15 protein-coding genes and 3 tRNA genes are annotated in these 17,224 nt (G+C 59.6%); 8 read left to right on the top strand and 10 right to left on the bottom strand.

All coding sequences use genetic code 11. The annotated features are described in order from the left end of the window. Positions 1 to 101 precede the first annotated feature (101 nt). From clpP to NCCP436_RS12305, 5 genes are all read right to left on the bottom strand, one after another. Positions 102 to 743: an ATP-dependent Clp endopeptidase proteolytic subunit ClpP gene (clpP, locus tag NCCP436_RS12325; RefSeq protein WP_220804297.1), complete on the bottom strand. Its 642-nt coding sequence runs from the start codon at positions 741 to 743 to the stop codon at positions 102 to 104. 94 nt (positions 744 to 837) lie between these two features. Then, on the bottom strand, positions 838 to 2,148 hold the full coding sequence (tig, locus tag NCCP436_RS12320) for a trigger factor (protein ID WP_220804296.1): 1,311 nt from the start codon (positions 2,146 to 2,148) through the stop codon (positions 838 to 840). Positions 2,149 to 2,273: 125 nt separating this feature from the next. Then, a tRNA-Leu gene (locus tag NCCP436_RS12315) sits at positions 2,274 to 2,358 on the bottom strand. A gap of 56 nt (positions 2,359 to 2,414) precedes the next feature. After that, positions 2,415 to 2,490, bottom strand: a tRNA-His gene (locus NCCP436_RS12310). A gap of 38 nt (positions 2,491 to 2,528) precedes the next feature. Further along, positions 2,529 to 2,605 (bottom strand) — tRNA-Arg (locus NCCP436_RS12305). Positions 2,606 to 2,873: 268 nt separating this feature from the next. On the opposite strand from NCCP436_RS12305, the gene folD reads away from it, so the two are divergent. Both folD and ampC read left to right on the top strand, forming a co-directional pair. Continuing rightward, positions 2,874 to 3,728: a bifunctional methylenetetrahydrofolate dehydrogenase/methenyltetrahydrofolate cyclohydrolase FolD gene (gene folD, locus NCCP436_RS12300; RefSeq protein ID WP_220804295.1), complete on the top strand. Its 855-nt coding sequence runs from the start codon at positions 2,874 to 2,876 to the stop codon at positions 3,726 to 3,728. Between the two features lie 301 nt (positions 3,729 to 4,029). Next, on the top strand, positions 4,030 to 5,169 hold the full coding sequence (gene ampC, locus NCCP436_RS12295) for a class C beta-lactamase (RefSeq protein WP_220804294.1): 1,140 nt from the start codon (positions 4,030 to 4,032) through the stop codon (positions 5,167 to 5,169). 183 nt (positions 5,170 to 5,352) lie between these two features. Here ampC and cysS read toward each other — a convergent pair whose 3' ends face one another. Continuing rightward, entirely contained in the window at positions 5,353 to 6,738 is a 1,386-nt protein-coding gene (gene cysS, locus NCCP436_RS12290) for a cysteine--tRNA ligase (protein WP_220804293.1), read from the bottom strand. Beyond that, positions 6,738 to 8,405 carry a glutamine--tRNA ligase/YqeY domain fusion protein gene (locus tag NCCP436_RS12285; protein ID WP_220804292.1) on the bottom strand — a complete coding sequence of 556 codons (1,668 nt, stop codon included), beginning with the start codon at positions 8,403 to 8,405 and terminating at the stop codon, positions 6,738 to 6,740. The genes cysS and NCCP436_RS12285 overlap by 1 nt, the downstream gene beginning before the upstream one ends. Positions 8,406 to 8,565: 160 nt before the next feature. Between NCCP436_RS12285 and NCCP436_RS12280 the strand changes: the two genes are divergently transcribed. Beyond that, positions 8,566 to 9,063 (top strand): peptidylprolyl isomerase, encoded by a 498-nt coding sequence (locus tag NCCP436_RS12280; protein WP_220804291.1) that lies wholly within the window; start codon positions 8,566 to 8,568, stop codon positions 9,061 to 9,063. Positions 9,064 to 9,067: 4 nt separating this feature from the next. Then, a complete protein-coding gene (lpxH, locus tag NCCP436_RS12275; RefSeq protein WP_220804290.1) occupies positions 9,068 to 9,811 on the top strand; it encodes a UDP-2,3-diacylglucosamine diphosphatase in 744 nt (247 codons plus the stop codon). 114 nt (positions 9,812 to 9,925) lie between these two features. Here lpxH and NCCP436_RS12270 read toward each other — a convergent pair whose 3' ends face one another. Then, on the bottom strand, positions 9,926 to 10,579 hold the full coding sequence (locus NCCP436_RS12270; RefSeq protein ID WP_220804289.1) for a tRNA-(ms[2]io[6]A)-hydroxylase: 654 nt from the start codon (positions 10,577 to 10,579) through the stop codon (positions 9,926 to 9,928). A 154-nt stretch (positions 10,580 to 10,733) separates the two neighbouring features. On the opposite strand from NCCP436_RS12270, the gene NCCP436_RS12265 reads away from it, so the two are divergent. Continuing rightward, positions 10,734 to 11,597 carry a universal stress protein gene (locus tag NCCP436_RS12265; protein WP_220804288.1) on the top strand — a complete coding sequence of 288 codons (864 nt, stop codon included), beginning with the start codon at positions 10,734 to 10,736 and terminating at the stop codon, positions 11,595 to 11,597. A gap of 59 nt (positions 11,598 to 11,656) precedes the next feature. On the opposite strand, the gene NCCP436_RS12260 is transcribed toward NCCP436_RS12265, so the two are convergent. Next, entirely contained in the window at positions 11,657 to 12,133 is a 477-nt protein-coding gene (locus tag NCCP436_RS12260) for a DUF1289 domain-containing protein (RefSeq protein ID WP_220804287.1), read from the bottom strand. A 406-nt stretch (positions 12,134 to 12,539) separates the two neighbouring features. Here NCCP436_RS12260 and acnB point away from each other — a divergent pair, with 406 nt between their 5' ends. The 3 genes from acnB to alaC all read left to right on the top strand — a co-directional run bounded on the left by acnB (position 12,540) and on the right by alaC (position 16,909). Then, entirely contained in the window at positions 12,540 to 15,140 is a 2,601-nt protein-coding gene (gene acnB, locus NCCP436_RS12255; RefSeq protein ID WP_220804384.1) for a bifunctional aconitate hydratase 2/2-methylisocitrate dehydratase, read from the top strand. Positions 15,141 to 15,284: 144 nt separating this feature from the next. Next, positions 15,285 to 15,494, top strand: coding sequence for a YgdI/YgdR family lipoprotein (locus NCCP436_RS12250; RefSeq protein ID WP_220804286.1), 210 nt, complete (start codon positions 15,285 to 15,287; stop codon positions 15,492 to 15,494). Between the two features lie 188 nt (positions 15,495 to 15,682). After that, positions 15,683 to 16,909 carry an alanine transaminase gene (gene alaC / locus NCCP436_RS12245; RefSeq protein WP_220804285.1) on the top strand — a complete coding sequence of 409 codons (1,227 nt, stop codon included), beginning with the start codon at positions 15,683 to 15,685 and terminating at the stop codon, positions 16,907 to 16,909. A gap of 103 nt (positions 16,910 to 17,012) precedes the next feature. Here the strand turns inward: alaC and NCCP436_RS12240 are convergent. Beyond that, a partial coding sequence (locus NCCP436_RS12240; protein ID WP_048377694.1) for an FAD-binding protein occupies positions 17,013 to 17,224 on the bottom strand: 212 nt, incomplete at its 5' end.

Below are 17,224 nucleotides of genomic sequence, written 5' to 3'. Positions count from 1 at the left end.
CAATCCAATGCGGTAGGCTTGAAACACAAGATGAAGGCAAACGCGGGCATTTTCAAGGGCGCGACCCGCGCCAAAAGGATCCGCTCGCGCTACAGCCACCCCTAGACAGGCATCTTCCGCTTCTCATGAACCGCGTCGACGATGCCATACTCAACGGCACGAGCCGCACTCATGAAGTAGTCGCGGTTGGTGTCGCGCTCGATAGTTTCCAGGCTCTGGCCGGTGTGATGGGCCAGCAACTCGTTCAGGCGCTGACGAATGTAGAGGATCTCACGAGCATGAATATCGATATCCGAGGCCTGTCCTTGGAAGCCGCCCAACGGCTGGTGAATCATCACACGCGAGTTTGGCAGACAGTAGCGCTTTCCCGCTGCGCCGCCAGCCAACAGGAAAGCTCCCATGCTGCATGCCTGGCCGATACAGGTAGTGGAAACGTCAGCCTTGATGAACTGCATGGTGTCGTAAATGGCCATACCGGCCGTTACCGATCCGCCTGGCGAATTGATGTACAGGTGGATGTCCTTGTCCGGATTTTCCGCTTCCAGAAACAGTAGCTGGGCACAGATCAGATTGGCCATATAGTCCTCGACTTGGCCAACCAAGAAAATCACGCGCTCCTTGAGCAGGCGCGAATAGATGTCATAGGCCCGTTCGCCACGAGCAGACTGCTCGATGACCATCGGCACCAGGCCGCCAGCAGCCTGGATTTCAGGCATGTTTTGCATAAAAGGATTGCGGGACATGTCTTGCGCTCACTCCCTAATAGTCATGTCTCAAATGCGCATAAGCCAGCACGGAGGCTGGCTTATGGTGGTGTGCTCGAACGAGGTTACGAGATCAGTCGGCTTTCGGAGCTTCCGCCGGCTTGACTGCGTCTTCGTAGGAAACCGCTTTATCGGTTACCTGGGCCTTCTGCAGGACAGTATCTACAACTTGCTCTTCCAGCACAACCGAACGCACTTCGTTGAGCTGCTGGTCGTTCTTGTAGTACCAGGCAACAACCTGCTCAGGCTCCTGGTAGGCCGAGGCCATTTCCTCGATCAGCTCGCGGACGCGGGCCTCGTCAGGCTTGAGCTCGAACTTCTTAACCACTTCAGCAACGATCAACCCCAAAACCACACGACGCCTGGCCTGTTCCTCGAACAATTCGGCCGGTAGTTGATCCGGCTTGATGTTGCCACCAAACTGCTGGACGGCCTGCACGCGCAGACGATTCACTTCGTTGCTGATCAGCGCCTTAGGCACCTCGATCGGGTTGGCAGACAACAGACCGTCCATCACCTGATTCTTGACCTTGGCCTTAACCGCTTGACGCAGCTCGCGCTCCATGTTCTTGCGAACTTCGGCACGGAAACCTTCCAGACCGCCTTCCTTGACCCCGAACAGAGCGAAGAAATCGTCATTCAGCTCCGGCAGTTGCGGCGCGGAAACGCTGTTTACAGTCACGGTGAACTCGGCAGTTTTGCCGGCCAACTCAAGGTTCTGATAGTCCTCAGGGAAGGTCGGGGTGATCACACGCTCTTCACCAGCCTTAACGCCAACCAGAGCATCTTCAAAGCCCGGAATCATCCGCCCGGAACCCAGTACCAATTGGGTTCCCTTGGCACTACCGCCAGCAAAGGCTTCGCCGTCGATCTTGCCGACGAAATCAATGTTCAGCTGGTCACCGTTCTCGGCAGCACGCTCCACGACTTCGAAGCGAGTATTCTGCTTGCGCAGGATGTCCAGCATGTTGTCGACATCACTGTCGACCACTTCAGCCTGAAGACGCTCGACAGCAATTGACTCGAAACCGGCGACTTCGAACTCCGGAAACACCTCAAAGGTGGCGACGTATTCCAGATCCTTGCCTTTTTCAAAGACCTTCGGCTCCACGGCCGGAGCGCCAGCCGGATTCAGCTTCTGTTCAACCACCGCCTCATAGAAGGTCGCCTGGATCAGGTCACCCAGTGCTTCCTGGCGGGCAGCATCCTCATAACGCTGACGAATGACGCTCATCGGCACCTTGCCGGGACGGAAGCCAGGGATCTTGGCACGGCGGGCAGTCTGTTGCAGACGCTTGTTGACTTCGGTCTCGATGCGCTCGACGGGTACGCCGACAGTCATGCGGCGCTCAAGAGCAGAAGTGCTTTCAACAGAAACTTGCATGTATATTCCTCGTTGCACAGACATTACCGGCTCGGACCGGCCCCGAATCAAGGACATGCATTCTAGAGGGTCGATAAAAAGAAGTCACCCTAGAAGCAGGCGGCAATCGGGAAGGACTTGTAAGATGGTGCGGACGGAGAGACTCGAACTCTCACACCTTGCGGCGCCAGAACCTAAATCTGGTGTGTCTACCAATTTCACCACGTCCGCGTGGCTTGTATCTTAAAACAAAAACGCCAGGCTAAAGAGCCTGGCATTTCGGAATATGGGGTGGACGATGGGAATCGAACCCACGACACCAGGAGCCACAATCCTGTGCTCTACCAACTGAGCTACGCCCACCATATCACTTGCTTACCCAAAATGCCCGATCGCCTGAATGGCGCACCCGGCAGGACTCGAACCTGCGACCATCCGCTTAGAAGGCGGATGCTCTATCCAGCTGAGCTACGGGCGCTTATCCACCCACAGAACGCGGATTTCAAGCTCTCGACTCGAATCCAGCTTAACGCTCGATTCTTGCCGTCTGACCCAGCGAGTGGCTGTTCCTGAGAAGCGGGGCGAATGTTATAGACGCCTCCCCGGGTCGTCAACAGAAACTTTCAAAAAAATTCAGCTATTTAAAGGAGTTACGCGAAAACCGCGGCCGCCGCCTTTGCCCCATCGCACGCACATGCGAGAATGCGCCTTCTTTTTCCATCCCTTTCAAATGGTTAATCAGCGTAATGACCGCACAACTGATCGACGGCAAGGTGATCGCCGCCCGCCTCCGCCAGCAGATTGCCCAACGCGTTGCCGAACGCCACCAAGAAGGCCTTCGCGCTCCCGGCCTGGCGGTGATTCTGGTGGGTACTGATCCTGCCTCCCAGGTCTATGTGGCACACAAACGCAAGGACTGCGAGGAAGTCGGCTTTCTTTCGCGCGCCTACGACCTGCCGGCTGAGACCACGCAAGCCGATCTGCTCGCTCTAATCGACGAACTCAACGACGATCAGGCGATTGACGGCATCCTCGTGCAATTGCCGCTGCCTGACCACCTGGACGCCTCCTTACTGCTTGAGCGCATTCGCCCGGACAAGGACGTCGACGGTTTCCACCCCTACAACATCGGTCGACTGGCGCAGCGCATGCCACTGCTGCGCCCCTGCACACCGAAAGGCATCATGACCTTGCTGGAAAGCACAGGAGCCAACCTGTACGGCATGCATGCAGTAGTAGTCGGAGCCTCCAATATCGTTGGCCGACCAATGGCCATGGAGCTACTGCTGGCCGGCTGCACCGTGACCGTCACCCATCGTTTTACCAAGGATTTGGCCCATCACGTGTCGCAAGCCGACATCGTAGTGGTAGCTGCAGGCAAACCGGGCCTGGTCAAGGGCGAGTGGATCAAGGAAGGCGCCATCGTTATCGACGTCGGCATCAATCGCCAGGAAGACGGCAAGCTGGTCGGCGATGTAGTCTACGAAACCGCCCTACCCCGCGCAGGCTGGATCACTCCGGTCCCAGGCGGCGTCGGTCCGATGACGCGCGCCGGCCTGCTGGAAAATACCCTGCACGCAGCTGAACACCTGCATGCATGAATGAATAACATCCCAAACGGAACAACGGCACCCGCAGGTGCCGTTGTCATTTCTGCAGCAACTCATAGACTCAACGTATCACTCGTCATGGCAGGCGAGCACAGCTATGGCTGCCTCTATCGAAGCAGACCGCTTCGATATCGCCTTCGGAAGACTGTGAACGCCGAACCCAACCGCAAAGCCCCCTCTGGGATTTAGATATCCAGCCTGAACCTTTTACCAGGGCATTAGACCAGTGCCTTGCTCCGCGAAACGACTACTGGCGGTACTTGTCTCATTTCGCCATGGAAAGGAGTTCACTATGCACAAACGGTATCATTCTCTGTGCGCAATTCTGGTACTGCTACTTACCAGCCAGACGTCTGCAGCGCCTTCCCTGGGAGAACGCGTGGACACTGCCGCGAAATCGATGATGCAAACCTACTCCATCCCAGGAATGGCCATTGCCATTAGCCATAGAGGGCAGCAACACCTATTCGAATACGGTGTCGCCTCACACGAAAGTGGCCAGGCAGTGGATCGCCACACTCTCTTTGAGCTGGGCTCGATCAGTAAACTATTCACCGCCACCCTCGGCGCCTATGCCGCAGCCCGCGGCACACTGAACCTCGACGACAGCGCCAGTCAGTACCTACCAGCACTGCGAGGCAGCGCATTCGACCATGTCAGCCTATTAGATCTAGCAACTTACACCACTGGCGGTCTGCCGCTGCAATTCCCGGATACGGTCGACAACGAACGCCAAATGCTCGCTTACTACCACAACTGGCAGGCGGCGTATCCGCCAGGCACGCAAAGACTGTATTCCAACCCTAGTATTGGCCTGTTCGGCCATCTGGCGGCCGCCAGCCTGGACGAATCCTTTCAGCGGGTAATGGAGAAGCATCTACTGCCGCAACTCGGCCTGCAGGAAAGCTACATTCACATACCGCCCGAACAGATGACGCACTATGCCTGGGGCTACCGTGACGACAAGGCAGTGAGGGTAAGCCCTGGCGCACTGGACGCCGAAGCCTACGGCTTGAAATCCTCTGCCACCGACATGCTGCGCTTCATTGATGCCAACCTGCATCCAGAGCGACTGCCCTCAAGGTTGCACCAAGCCATCAGCGCCACCCATCGCGGCTACTACCAGGTCGGTGACATGATCCAGGCACTGGGCTGGGAGCGCTACGTCTACCCCATCAGCCTGGAGAAGCTGCAGGCTGGCAACTCCGCAGAGATGGCGCTGCAACCCCAGCCCGTGGAGCGTTTCAGCATACCCAAACCAGCCGAAGGCGATCTGCTACTGAACAAAACAGGCTCCACCAATGGCTTCGGCGCCTACATCGTGCTGCTGCCGGCGCGCGATACAGGCCTGGTGATACTCGCCAACCGCAATTACCCCAACGCCGAGCGCGTGCGGCTGGCACTGCAACTGCTCGATGCAATCGCGCCGTAAGCCCTTGGGATGCCCTGCGCCCCCCCTGAACGGTAACGCCATAGCCCGGCCGAAATCCGTGAACCCTGTCGGGCAGCGACCATGCCCGGAGGCGTTTGGTTAGGCATAAGGAGGAGCGCTTGGCAGCTCCCCTTAGAACGACAAAGGCCGCTTTCCTGCAGCCTTTGTCGTTCAGCGCAGCACTTACTCGGCCAGACGCCAGGTCGTGCCACCCTTGCCGTCTTCCAGCACCACGCCCATCGCAGTGAGCTGGTCGCGGATACGGTCACTTTCCGCCCAGTTCTTGTCGGCACGAGCCTGCAGGCGTGCAGCGATCAGTGCCTCGACCTCGGCGGCATCGACCTTGCCGGCGGCACCGGCCTGCAGGAACGCATCCGGCTCCAGCTGCAGAACACCGAGCACGCTGGCCAGTTGCTTGAGCTGGGCAGCCAGACCGGCAGCGGCCTGCACGTCGGACTCACGCAGACGGTTGACCTCACGGATCATCTCGAACAGCACCGCACAGGCTTCCGGCGAGTTGAAGTCATCATCCATCGCCGCGCCGAAGCGCTCAACGAAGGACTCGCCACCAGCCGGAGCGGCCTCGGGCAGGCCCTTGAGTCCGTTGTAGAAGCGTTCCAGGGCGCCCTTGGCCTCGCGTAGGCTCTCCTCGGAATAGTTGATCGGGCTGCGGTAGTGGCTGGACACCAGCAGGTAGCGCACCACTTCCGGATGGTACTTTTCCAGTACCTCGCGGATGGTGAAGAAGTTGCCCAGACTCTTGGACATCTTCTCACCGTCCACGCGCACCGCACCGGCGTGCATCCAGGCCTTGGCGTAGAGCTTGCCGGTGGCCGCCTCGCTCTGTGCGATTTCGTTCTCGTGGTGAGGGAACACCAGATCCGGGCCACCGCCGTGGATGTCGAAGGTCTCGCCCAGACAGCAGGTGGACATCACCGAGCACTCGATATGCCAGCCCGGACGACCTAGTCCCCAGGGTGACTTCCAGCTCGGCTCGCCGGGCTTGGCGGCCTTCCAGAGCACGAAGTCCAACGGATCCTCCTTGGCCTCGTCGACCTCGATGCGCGCACCGATCTTCAGATCCTCGATCTTCCTGCGCGATAGCTTGCCATAGCCCTGGAACTTGCCGACGCGGTAGTACACGTCGCCATTGCCCGGCGCGTAGGCGTAGCCCTTGTCGACCAGGGTCTGAATCATCGCGAACATGCCATCGATGTGCTGGGTCGCACGCGGCTCGATATCCGGACGCAGCACGTTCAGACTCGCCTCATCTTCATGCATGGCGGCAATCATGCGCTCGACCAGTGCCTCGAACGGCTCACCGTTCTCGTTGGCGCGGCGGATGATCTTGTCGTCGATATCAGTGATGTTGCGCACGTAGGTCACGTCGTAGCCGCGCTGGCGCAGCCAGCGGGTGACCACGTCGAAGACCACCATCACCCGAGCATGTCCAATATGGCAGTAGTCGTACACGGTCATGCCGCACACGTACATGCGCACCTTGTTGCCATCCAGCGGCTGGAAACTGTCTTTGGTCTTGGTCAGGGTGTTGTAGAGGGAAAGCGCCATTACTGCCCCCAGGAATCGCGCAGGGTCACGGTGCGATTGAACACCAGAGCGCCCGGTTTGGAGTCTTTCAGGTCAGCAACGAAATAACCCTCGCGCTCGAACTGGAAGCGATCCTCGGAAGTGGCCTCAGCCAGCGACGGTTCGGCACGGCAACCTTTGAGCACCACCAGAGAGTCCGGATTGATGTTGTCGAGGAAGCTGCCTCCCTCCTCGGCCTTCTCCGGGTTGGCCGACTTGAACAGACGATCGTACAGACGCACCTCGCACTCGACGCTTTCCGCCGCCGGCACCCAGTGGATCACGCCCTTGACCTTACGCCCCTCCGGGTTCTTGCCCAGGGTGTTTTCGTCATAGGAGCAACGCAGCTCGATGATGTTGCCGGCCTCGTCCCTGATCGCCTCGTCGGCACGAATTACGTAGCTGCCACGCAGGCGCACTTCGCCACCGGGAACCAAGCGCTTGTAGCCGGCCGGTGGGGTTTCCTCGAAGTCGCTGGCATCAATGTAGATCTCGCGGCTGAACGGCAGCACGCGCACCCCCATGTCCTGCTTGGGATGGCGCGGCAGCTCGAGGTTCTCGACCTTGCCCTCGGGGTAGTTGGTGATTACCACCTTCAGAGGATTGAGCACGCACATTGCGCGAGCAGCATTGGCGTCCAGATCCTCACGAATGGCGAACTCCAGCATGCCGATGTCCACCACGCCGCCAGCACGGTTGACGCCGATCATGTCGCAGAAGTTGCGGATCGAAGCCGGTGTATAACCACGCCGACGATAGCCGGACAGAGTAGACATGCGCGGGTCGTCCCAGCCACTGACATGGCCCTCATCGACCAGTTGCTTGAGCTTGCGCTTGCTGGTGATGGTGTAATTGAGGTTCAGCCGGGCGAACTCGTACTGGCGCGGCCTGGCCGGCACCGGCAGATTCTCCAGGAACCACTCGTAGAGGGGGCGGTGATCCTCGAATTCCAGAGTGCAGATGGAATGGGTGATGCCCTCGATGGCGTCCGACTGGCCGTGGGTGAAGTCGTAGCTCGGGTAGATGCACCACTTGTCGCCGGTCTGATGGTGATGGGCGTGGCGGATGCGGTAGAGGATCGGGTCGCGCAGGTTGATGTTCGGCGAGGCCATGTCGATCTTGGCGCGCAGCGACTTGGCGCCGTCCGGGAACTCGCCGGCCTTCATGCGGGCGAACAGGTCGAGGTTCTCCTCGACGCTGCGGTCGCGGTACGGGCTGTTCCTGCCGGGCTCGGTGAGGCTGCCGCGGTACTCGCGCATCTCTTCCGCATTGAGGTCGCAGACGAAGGCCTTGCCGGCCTTGATCAGCTCGATGGCCCAGTCATGCAGTTGATCAAAATAGTCGGAGGCGTAGCGCTCCTCGCCCGCCCACTGGAAACCCAGCCACTGGACATCGGCCTTGATCGCGTCGATGTACTCCTGGTCTTCCTTGGCCGGGTTGGTATCGTCGAAGCGCAGGTTGCACTGGCCGCCAAACTCTTCGGCCAGGCCGAAGTTCAGGCAGATGCTCTTGGCGTGGCCGATGTGCAGGTAGCCGTTCGGCTCCGGGGGAAAGCGGGTGACGATGCGGGTGTGCTTGCCGCTCTCCAGATCGGCCTGGACGATGGAGCGCAGGAAGTTGGCGGCTTTTTCGACGGTGGGCTTGGTCATGGTGTCCTTAGAGAGAATACGTGTGCGGCACGGGTAGGCCGCTTCGGGCAAAGTCCGTATCATAACCAACCTGTCAAGGCCCTGACAGGGTTCGAACTACCCTGCCAGGTGCTTCCCATCCCGAGCCTCGGCTCGAACCAGTCTCATCACGGATGCAAGCATGATCAAACTGCACACCAACCACGGCGTCATCACCCTGAAGCTGTTTGCCGACAAAGCGCCGGAAACCGTAGCCAACTTCAAGCAATATGTGCGGGACGGCCACTACGACGGCACCATTTTCCATCGCGTGATCGGCAACTTCATGATCCAGGGCGGTGGCTTCGAGCCTGGCATGAAACAGAAACCCACCCGCGCCCCGATCAAGAATGAGGCGCACAACGGTCTGGCCAACACCACCGGCACCATCGCCATGGCCCGCACCATGGAGCCACACTCGGCCAGCGCACAATTCTTCATCAACGTCGCCGACAACCACTTCCTCAATCACAGCGCACCGACTGTACAGGGCTGGGGCTACGCCGTGTTCGGTGAGGTAGTCGAGGGCATGGACGTAGTCGACAAGATCAAGGTTGTGGCCACCACCATGAAGGCGGGTCACCAGGACGTACCAGTGGATGATGTGATCATCGAGAAAGCCGAGATCGTCGCCGAGTAAGCCGATGATTCTGCTGATCTCAGATCTGCATCTGGAAGAGAAACGCCCGGATATCACCCGGGCGTTTCTGCATTTCCTGAAGACCCGCGCCCGCCAGGCCGAAGCCCTGTACATCCTCGGCGACTTTTTCGAGGTATGGATTGGCGACGATGGCATGTCTCCCTTCCAGAGGGAAATCGCCCAGGCTCTGCGCGAACTGAGCGATACCGGTACGCACCTCTATCTGATGCATGGCAACCGCGACTTTCTTATCGGCAAGCGCTTCTGTCGTGAAGCGGGTTGCATCCTGCTGAAGGACCCGAGCGTGGTACGGCTCAACGGCGAGTCTGTACTGCTGATGCATGGCGACAGCCTGTGTACCCGGGATACCAGCTACATTAAGCTGCGGCGCTGGCTGCGCAACCCGCTGTCGCTGCTGATTCTGCGCAGCCTGCCACTGAACATACGACGTAAACTGGCACGCAAGCTGCGAAATGAAAGCCGCGCCCAAACACGGATGAAGGCCAGCGATATCATCGACGTCACGCCCTCAGAGGTGATCCGGGTGATGGCCAAACATAACGTGCGCATTCTGATCCACGGCCACACCCATCGCCCGGCCGTGCACCACCTCGAAGTAGACAACCAGCCGGCACGGCGCATTGTGCTGGGGGACTGGGATCGCCAGGGCTGGGCCCTGCAAGTCGACGACCAGGGGCTCAACCAGGCGCCGTTCGAACTTGCTCCTATAGAAGCCATCGAGCCGTAGCCGAGACATACGCCCAGGAACGCCTGGACAACACTACCGGCCTACGCGCTGAAGCAACCCTGCAGTGCCTTATAAATATCGCAAATACAAGGCAAGCCCCACTTAGCGACGGCCTTATGCCGGCACACCACTATGAAAGCGGAACTGCTCGTCCGACGAGGTGATCAGCTCCTGTTCCACCGCCCGAACCTGCTCGATACGCGCATCCACATCGGCTGCATCACCATAGAGATACGCCAGCTTGAGATAACCCCGATAGTGACGCCCTTCACTCTCCAGCAGCCCGGCATAGAACTTCGCCAGCTCAGCATCCAGATGTGGCACCAGCGCGGCGAAACGCTCGCACGAGCGTGCCTCGATAAACGCTCCTACCACCAGCACATCCACCAACCGCTCCACTTCACCGCCACGCAACAATGCGCGCAGCCCCGCGGCATAACGCGAGGCGGAAACATGACGAATCTCAATGCCACGCTCACGAATGATCCTGCTGACCTGCTCGAAGTGAACCAGCTCCTCACGTGCCAGACGTGACATTCTTGCGGTCAATTCGGTCTTGGTCAGGTAGCGCCCCATCAAGCTCAAAGCCGTCTGCGCCGCCTTGTATTCCAGATTACGGTGGTCGAGCAACAGGATCTCCTGCTGTCGCAAAGCCTCCCGCAACCAGCCCTCTGGGGTTGCGACGCCGCCAAGAAAATCGAGGATTTCCTGCAGGATCGATACTGGTTCCTCGCTGCCACGCGGAACATGCTGGATAGTTGGCATCATTTTGCAGCGCTCTTGAAACTGGCCAGATAGGCAATGGCGGGCCATTATACGGAGGGCAGACAGGACGGCCAGCAGCTCGTTGATGCAGATCAACGCCGCCCTGATAGCGGTACGCCTATAGTCCGGACAAGTGCCTCATTATCAGGAACCGATCATGCAAGCGATCCGTAGCATTCTGGTGGTAGTGGACCCGCAACACCCGGAAAACCTCGCACTTAAGCGGGCCCGACTTATCGCAGGCGTCACTCAATCCCATCTGCACCTGCTGGTATGTGACAGAAAGCAGCAACATAGCACCCTCCTAGCTGAGCTCGGCAGTTCGCTGGAGAGGGATGGTTATTCCGTTTCCACTCAACAGGCGTGGCATGAAACCCCGCACCAGACCATCATTGCCGTGCAACAGGCAGAAGGCTGCGGCCTGGTCATCAAGCAGCACCACCCAGACAATCCATTGAAGAAGGCCATCCTTACTCCAGATGACTGGAAACTGCTGCGCTACTGCCCTGCTCCAGTGCTGATGGTCAAAACCGACACACCCTGGGCCGGCGGCAACATTCTCGCTGCCGTTGACGTGGGTAACTCCGACAACGAGCACCGCACCCTGCATGCCGGCATCGTCAGCCATGGTTACGACATTGCCAGCCTGGCCAAGGGCACGCTACACGTGGTGACCGCCCACCCGACGCCCATGCTCTCGGCGGCAGATCCGACCTTCCAGCTCAAGGAAACCATTGAGGCGCGCTATCGCGAGCAGTGCCGTACATTTCAGAATGAATACGAAATCGCCGACGAGCGCCTGCACGTTATTGAAGGGCCGGCAGATGTGGTGATCCCACACATAGCCCACAAGCTCAATGCAGCCGTGACCGTCATCGGTACCGTGGCCCGCACCGGCCTGTCCGGGGCACTGATCGGTAATACGGCCGAAGTGGTGCTCGACTCGCTGGAAAGCGACGTCCTGGTACTCAAGCCCGAGGACATCATCGCTCACCTCGAAAATCTGGTGGCACAGCGCTAGGGCACTTTCCGGCAGGTGAAGGCCGACCGGGCAACCGCACGGCCTTCTTCTGCTCGTCGCTAAACGCGCAGCTCCATGCCCTCACGCAGAAACTTCGGCGCAATGTAGCGCTCGTAGTGCGCCTCCGACAGCAGGAAAAACTCTCGATCAATGGCATCGCGCAGCTCCGGCAAGGGCCAATCGCGAAATTCGGGCAACAGCACCATGCCATAAGCCTCCAGCTGATTGATCACCCTCGCCCCTCGAGCAAGCAACTGATAAGCCCAGCAATAAGGCGACTGCTGAACCGAAAAACGTATCTGCCGCCGCTCCAATTGCTGACGTAGACGTTGTTCATCAAAAATTTCCAGCTTCGCGGCCATCACCTGCACCAGCAGCGCCTCCAGGCGCATCCAGACAGCACGCTTCTCGTCCTCGGTGTAACGATTCCAGTTGATCACCTCATGATGGAAGCGCTTGCAGCCGCGACAGATCATATCGCCATAGACAGTCGAGCACAGCCCCACGCAAGGCGTCTTGATACGCTGATTGGACATGGAATAACGACACAAACGGCAGAACGGCCTGGCATCTTAGCCCTTTGTCTAATCCAGATCACCCCTGCCCGATGCCAGTTGTCGTCTTAACTTTTATCGTGTTTTCCATTAGAATCGGCGCCGCCTTTCGAGGCGCCAATGTCCGTTGGAAGCTGTTTTCAAAGCGTCACGAGCACAGTCGATCCTGCAGGTACGCTGGCCGGTGCAGGCACTTGGAGCCCCCTCTCTGGCGCCTGCCCTGCCCTCATCAGAACATCCTGCCGGCGTAAAACTTTGAAAGCAGCTTCTACAGGATGCGCGCGACATACGTGGCTGACCGGCTCATAAAGCCGGGAAGCGCCGGATTCACGCGTCTCTGGATCGCGTCCCGGACAAGCCTTTGGGACCACTGATGAGGGTAATAACTGTGCTTGAAGCCTACCGTAAACACGTAGCAGAGCGTGCCGCTCAGGGCATCGTGCCCCAGCCGCTGAACGCCGAACAAACAGCAGGCCTGGTTGAGCTGCTGAAGAACCCGCCCGCAGGCGAAGAAGAACTCCTCGTCGACCTGATCACCAACCGTGTACCGCCAGGCGTTGACGAAGCAGCCTATGTCAAGGCCGGCTTCCTCTCTGCCCTTGCCAAGGGCGAGGCCAGCTCCCCGCTGATCAGCAAACAGCGTGCTGTCGAACTGCTCGGCACCATGCAGGGCGGCTACAACATTGCCACTCTGGTGGAACTGCTGGACGATGCCGAGCTGGGCGCAGTTGCAGCCGAGCAGCTCAAGCACACTCTGCTGATGTTCGACGCCTTCCATGACGTAGCCGAAAAGGCCAAGTCCGACAATGTCAACGCCAAGGCCGTACTGCAGTCCTGGGCTGACGGCGAGTGGTTCACCAGCAAGCCGGAAATCGCCGAGAAGTACAGCCTGGCCGTGTTCAAAGTGCCCGGCGAGACCAACACCGACGACCTCTCCCCGGCTCCAGATGCCTGGTCGCGCCCCGACATCCCGCTGCACGCACTGGCCATGCTGAAGATGGCCCGCGATGGCATCACCCCCGATCAACCGGGCTCCATCGGCCCACTGAAGCAAATCGAAGAAATCAAGGCCAAGGGCTTCCCGGTTGCCTACGTCGGCGATGTGGTCGGTACCGGCTCCTCGCGCAAATCCGCCACCAACTCGGTGCTGTGGTTCTTCGGTGACGACATCCCCTACGTTCCGAACAAGCGCGCAGGCGGCTTCTGCTTCGGCACCAAAATCGCCCCGATCTTCTACAACACCATGGAAGACGCCGGCGCCCTGCCGATCGAGTTCGATGTGTCGAACATCAATATGGGCGACGTGATCGACGTCTATCCGTTTGCCGGCAAAGTCTGCAAGCACGGTACCGACGAAGTCATCACCACCTTCGAACTGAAGACCCCTGTACTGCTCGACGAAGTCCGCGCTGGCGGCCGCATCCCGCTGATCATTGGCCGTGGCCTGACCGAAAAAGCCCGCGCCGAACTGGGCCTGGCACCGTCCGACCTGTTCAAGAAGCCGGAGCAGCCGGCTGATAGCGGCAAGGGCTACACCCTGGCACAGAAGATGGTCGGCAAGGCCTGTGGCGTCGCCGGTGTTCGTCCGGGCACCTACTGTGAACCGAAGATGACTACCGTCGGCTCCCAGGACACCACCGGCCCGATGACCCGCGACGAGCTGAAAGACCTCGCCTGCCTGGGCTTCTCCGCTGACCTGGTAATGCAGTCCTTCTGCCACACCGCAGCCTATCCGAAGCCCATCGACGTCAAGACCCACCACACTCTGCCGGATTTCATCCGCACCCGTGGCGGAGTATCTCTGCGTCCGGGCGACGGCATCATCCACAGCTGGCTGAACCGCATGCTGCTGCCTGACACCGTTGGCACCGGTGGTGACTCGCACACCCGCTTCCCGCTCGGCATTTCCTTCCCGGCTGGCTCCGGCCTAGTGGCCTTCGCCGCCGCCACCGGCGTAATGCCGCTGGATATGCCGGAATCGGTTCTGGTGCGCTTCAAGGGCAAGATGCAACCCGGTATCACCCTGCGTGATCTGGTTCATGCCATCCCCTACTACGCCATCCAACAGGGCCTGCTGACCGTCGAGAAGAAGGGCAAGAAGAACATCTTCTCCGGCCGCATCCTGGAGATCGAAGGCCTGGATAACCTGACCGTCGAGCAGGCATTCGAGCTGTCCGACGCCTCCGCCGAGCGTTCGGCTGCCGGCTGCACCATCAAGCTGCCGGAAGAAGCTATCGCCGAGTACCTGAAATCCAACATCACCCTGCTGCGCTGGATGATCAGCGAAGGCTACGGTGATGCCCGTACCCTGGAGCGCCGCGCCCAAGCCATGGAAGCCTGGCTGGCCAAGCCGGAGCTGCTGGAAGCCGACGCCGATGCCGAGTACGCAGCAGTCATCGAAATCGATCTGTCCGAAGTCAAGGAGCCGATCCTCTGCGCCCCGAACGATCCGGACGACGCCCGCCTGCTGTCTACTGTGGCTGGCGACAAGATCGATGAGGTGTTCATCGGCTCGTGCATGACCAACATTGGTCATTTCCGTGCTGCCGGCAAGCTGCTGGACAAGGTCAAGGGCGGTATCCCGACTCGTCTGTGGCTGTCGCCGCCGACCAAGATGGATGCTCACCAGCTGACCGAGGAAGGCTACTACGGCATCTACGGCAAGGCCGGTGCGCGCATGGAAATGCCGGGCTGCTCGCTGTGCATGGGTAACCAGGCTCGCGTTGCTGCCAACTCCACCGTGGTCTCGACCTCGACCCGTAACTTCCCGAACCGTCTGGGCGATGGCGCCAACGTGTACCTGGCCTCTGCCGAACTGGCTGCGGTCGCTTCGATTCTCGGCAAGCTGCCGACCGTCGAGGAGTACATGGCCTACGCGAAGGATATCGACAGCATGGCTGGCGACATCTACCGCTACCTGAGCTTCGACCAGATCGCCGACTTCCGTGAGGCAGCGGCCAACGCCAAGATCCCGGTCGTTCAGGCCTGATCCTAGCGTGATGCAAAAAGCCCCGCCCAGTGCGGGGCTTTTTTATGGCCGTACCGGATGTCTTTGCCGCCCTCGGCTTGCAGCTGCCGTATCAGCGGCTACCTTCTGAATAGGGAGCCCCCCGAAACCATTCAGGAGTCTGTCATGAAACCATGGATCATCGCCGTCCTGTGCCTGTTTGGCCTAGCCGGTTGTGCTAACGAATACATCATCACCACCACCGACGGCCAGATGCTCACCAGTAATGGCAAGCCGGAACTCGACGAGGACACCGGCATGCTGGAGTTCACCGATAGCGAGGGCCGCAAACAACAGATCCCGCAAAGCAGCGTCAAGCAGATGCTGGAACGCTGAGCTGCAACGACATATGCAGGAACAGCTCCACACCTCTTTGCCATTGACGAAAAAAGTTGTTTTGCGCCGCGCCGCTCGCTGACTGTACTGGACAGCGAGACGGAGACGCGCTTATCTTCTCGACCAGGTCGCCTTATGCGACCAACGTCGCTCGGACGGTTCCGGGCGCTTACGTATCCGAGGAAAGCATGGCCGACAACGCCAAGCGCCGTTTTGCGCGCATCGATCGTCTCCCCCCCTACGTCTTCAACATCACTGCCGAACTCAAGATGGCCGCCCGCCGCCGTGGAGAGGACATCATTGATTTCAGCATGGGCAATCCGGACGGTGCGACGCCGCCGCACATCGTCGAGAAGCTCGTGCAAGTCGCCCAGCGTGAAGACACCCACGGATACTCCACCTCCCGCGGTATTCCCCGCCTGCGCCGCGCCATTTCGCGCTGGTACAAGGACCGCTACGACGTGGAGATAGATCCGGACAGCGAAGCCATTGTCACCATCGGCTCCAAGGAAGGCTTAGCACATCTGATGCTGGCCACGCTGGATCATGGTGATACGGTACTGGTACCCAACCCCAGCTACCCCATCCACATTTACGGAGCTGTAATAGCCGGCGCCCAAGTGCGCTCCGTGCCGCTAGTGCCGGGCGTCGACTTCTTCGCCGAGCTGGAGCGGGCCATCCGCGAAGCCATCCCGAAACCGAAAATGATGATCCTCGGCTTCCCCTCCAACCCCACCGCGCAGTGCGTGGAGCTGGACTTCTTCGAACGTGTGGTGGCCCTCGCCAAGCGCTACGACGTGCTGGTGGTGCACGATCTGGCCTATGCCGACATCGTCTACGACGGCTGGACGGCGCCGTCGATCATGCAGGTACCGGGCGCCAAGGACATCGCGGTGGAGTTCTTCACCCTGTCCAAGAGCTACAACATGGCCGGCTGGCGCATCGGCTTTATGGTCGGCAACAAGGAACTGGTCGCGGCCCTGGCACGGATCAAGAGCTACCACGACTACGGCACATTCACCCCGCTTCAGGTGGCGGCCATAGCCGCGCTGGAAGGCGACCAGCAATGCGTGCGCGACATCGCCGAGCAGTACCGCCAGCGCCGCAACCTACTGGTCAAGGGGCTGCACGAGATCGGCTGGATGGTGGAAAAGCCCAAGGCCTCAATGTATATCTGGGCCAGGATTCCCGAGGCCTACGCTCACCTGGGCTCACTGGAGTTCGCCAAGAAGCTGCTGACTGAAGCCAAGGTGTGCGTATCGCCGGGACTGGGCTTCGGCGACTACGGTGATGATCACGTGCGCTTCGCGCTGATCGAGAACCAGGATCGCACCCGCCAGGCCCTGCGCGGAATCAAGGCAATGTTCCGCAGCGACGGCCTGCTGCCCAAAACGGGTAAAAACACCAACCAGTAATCCTTGGCCGACAAAAAACACCCTGCCGGGCCAAGCCCGTGCAGGGTGTGGGGACACGCTGCGAATCAATCTCGAAAGAAACTGATCCGCCGAATCGATGAACTCAGACCAGTTTTTCCAGTTCCGGTACGGCTTCGAACAGGTCGGCGACCAAGCCATAGTCGGCCACCTGGAAGATCGGCGCCTCTTCGTCCTTGTTGATCGCAACGATCACCTTGGAATCCTTCATGCCAGCCAGATGCTGGATCGCACCGGAGATACCAACGGCGATGTACAGCTGCGGCGCAACGATCTTGCCGGTCTGACCCACCTGCA

Origin of the sequence: Pseudomonas sp. NCCP-436 (genome assembly GCF_019656335.1) — a bacterium.
In the GTDB taxonomy this organism is placed as follows: Bacteria; Pseudomonadota; Gammaproteobacteria; order Pseudomonadales; family Pseudomonadaceae; genus Aquipseudomonas.
Note: the sequence above shows the minus strand (reverse complement) of the source record. Positions and strands in the feature narration are given on the sequence as shown.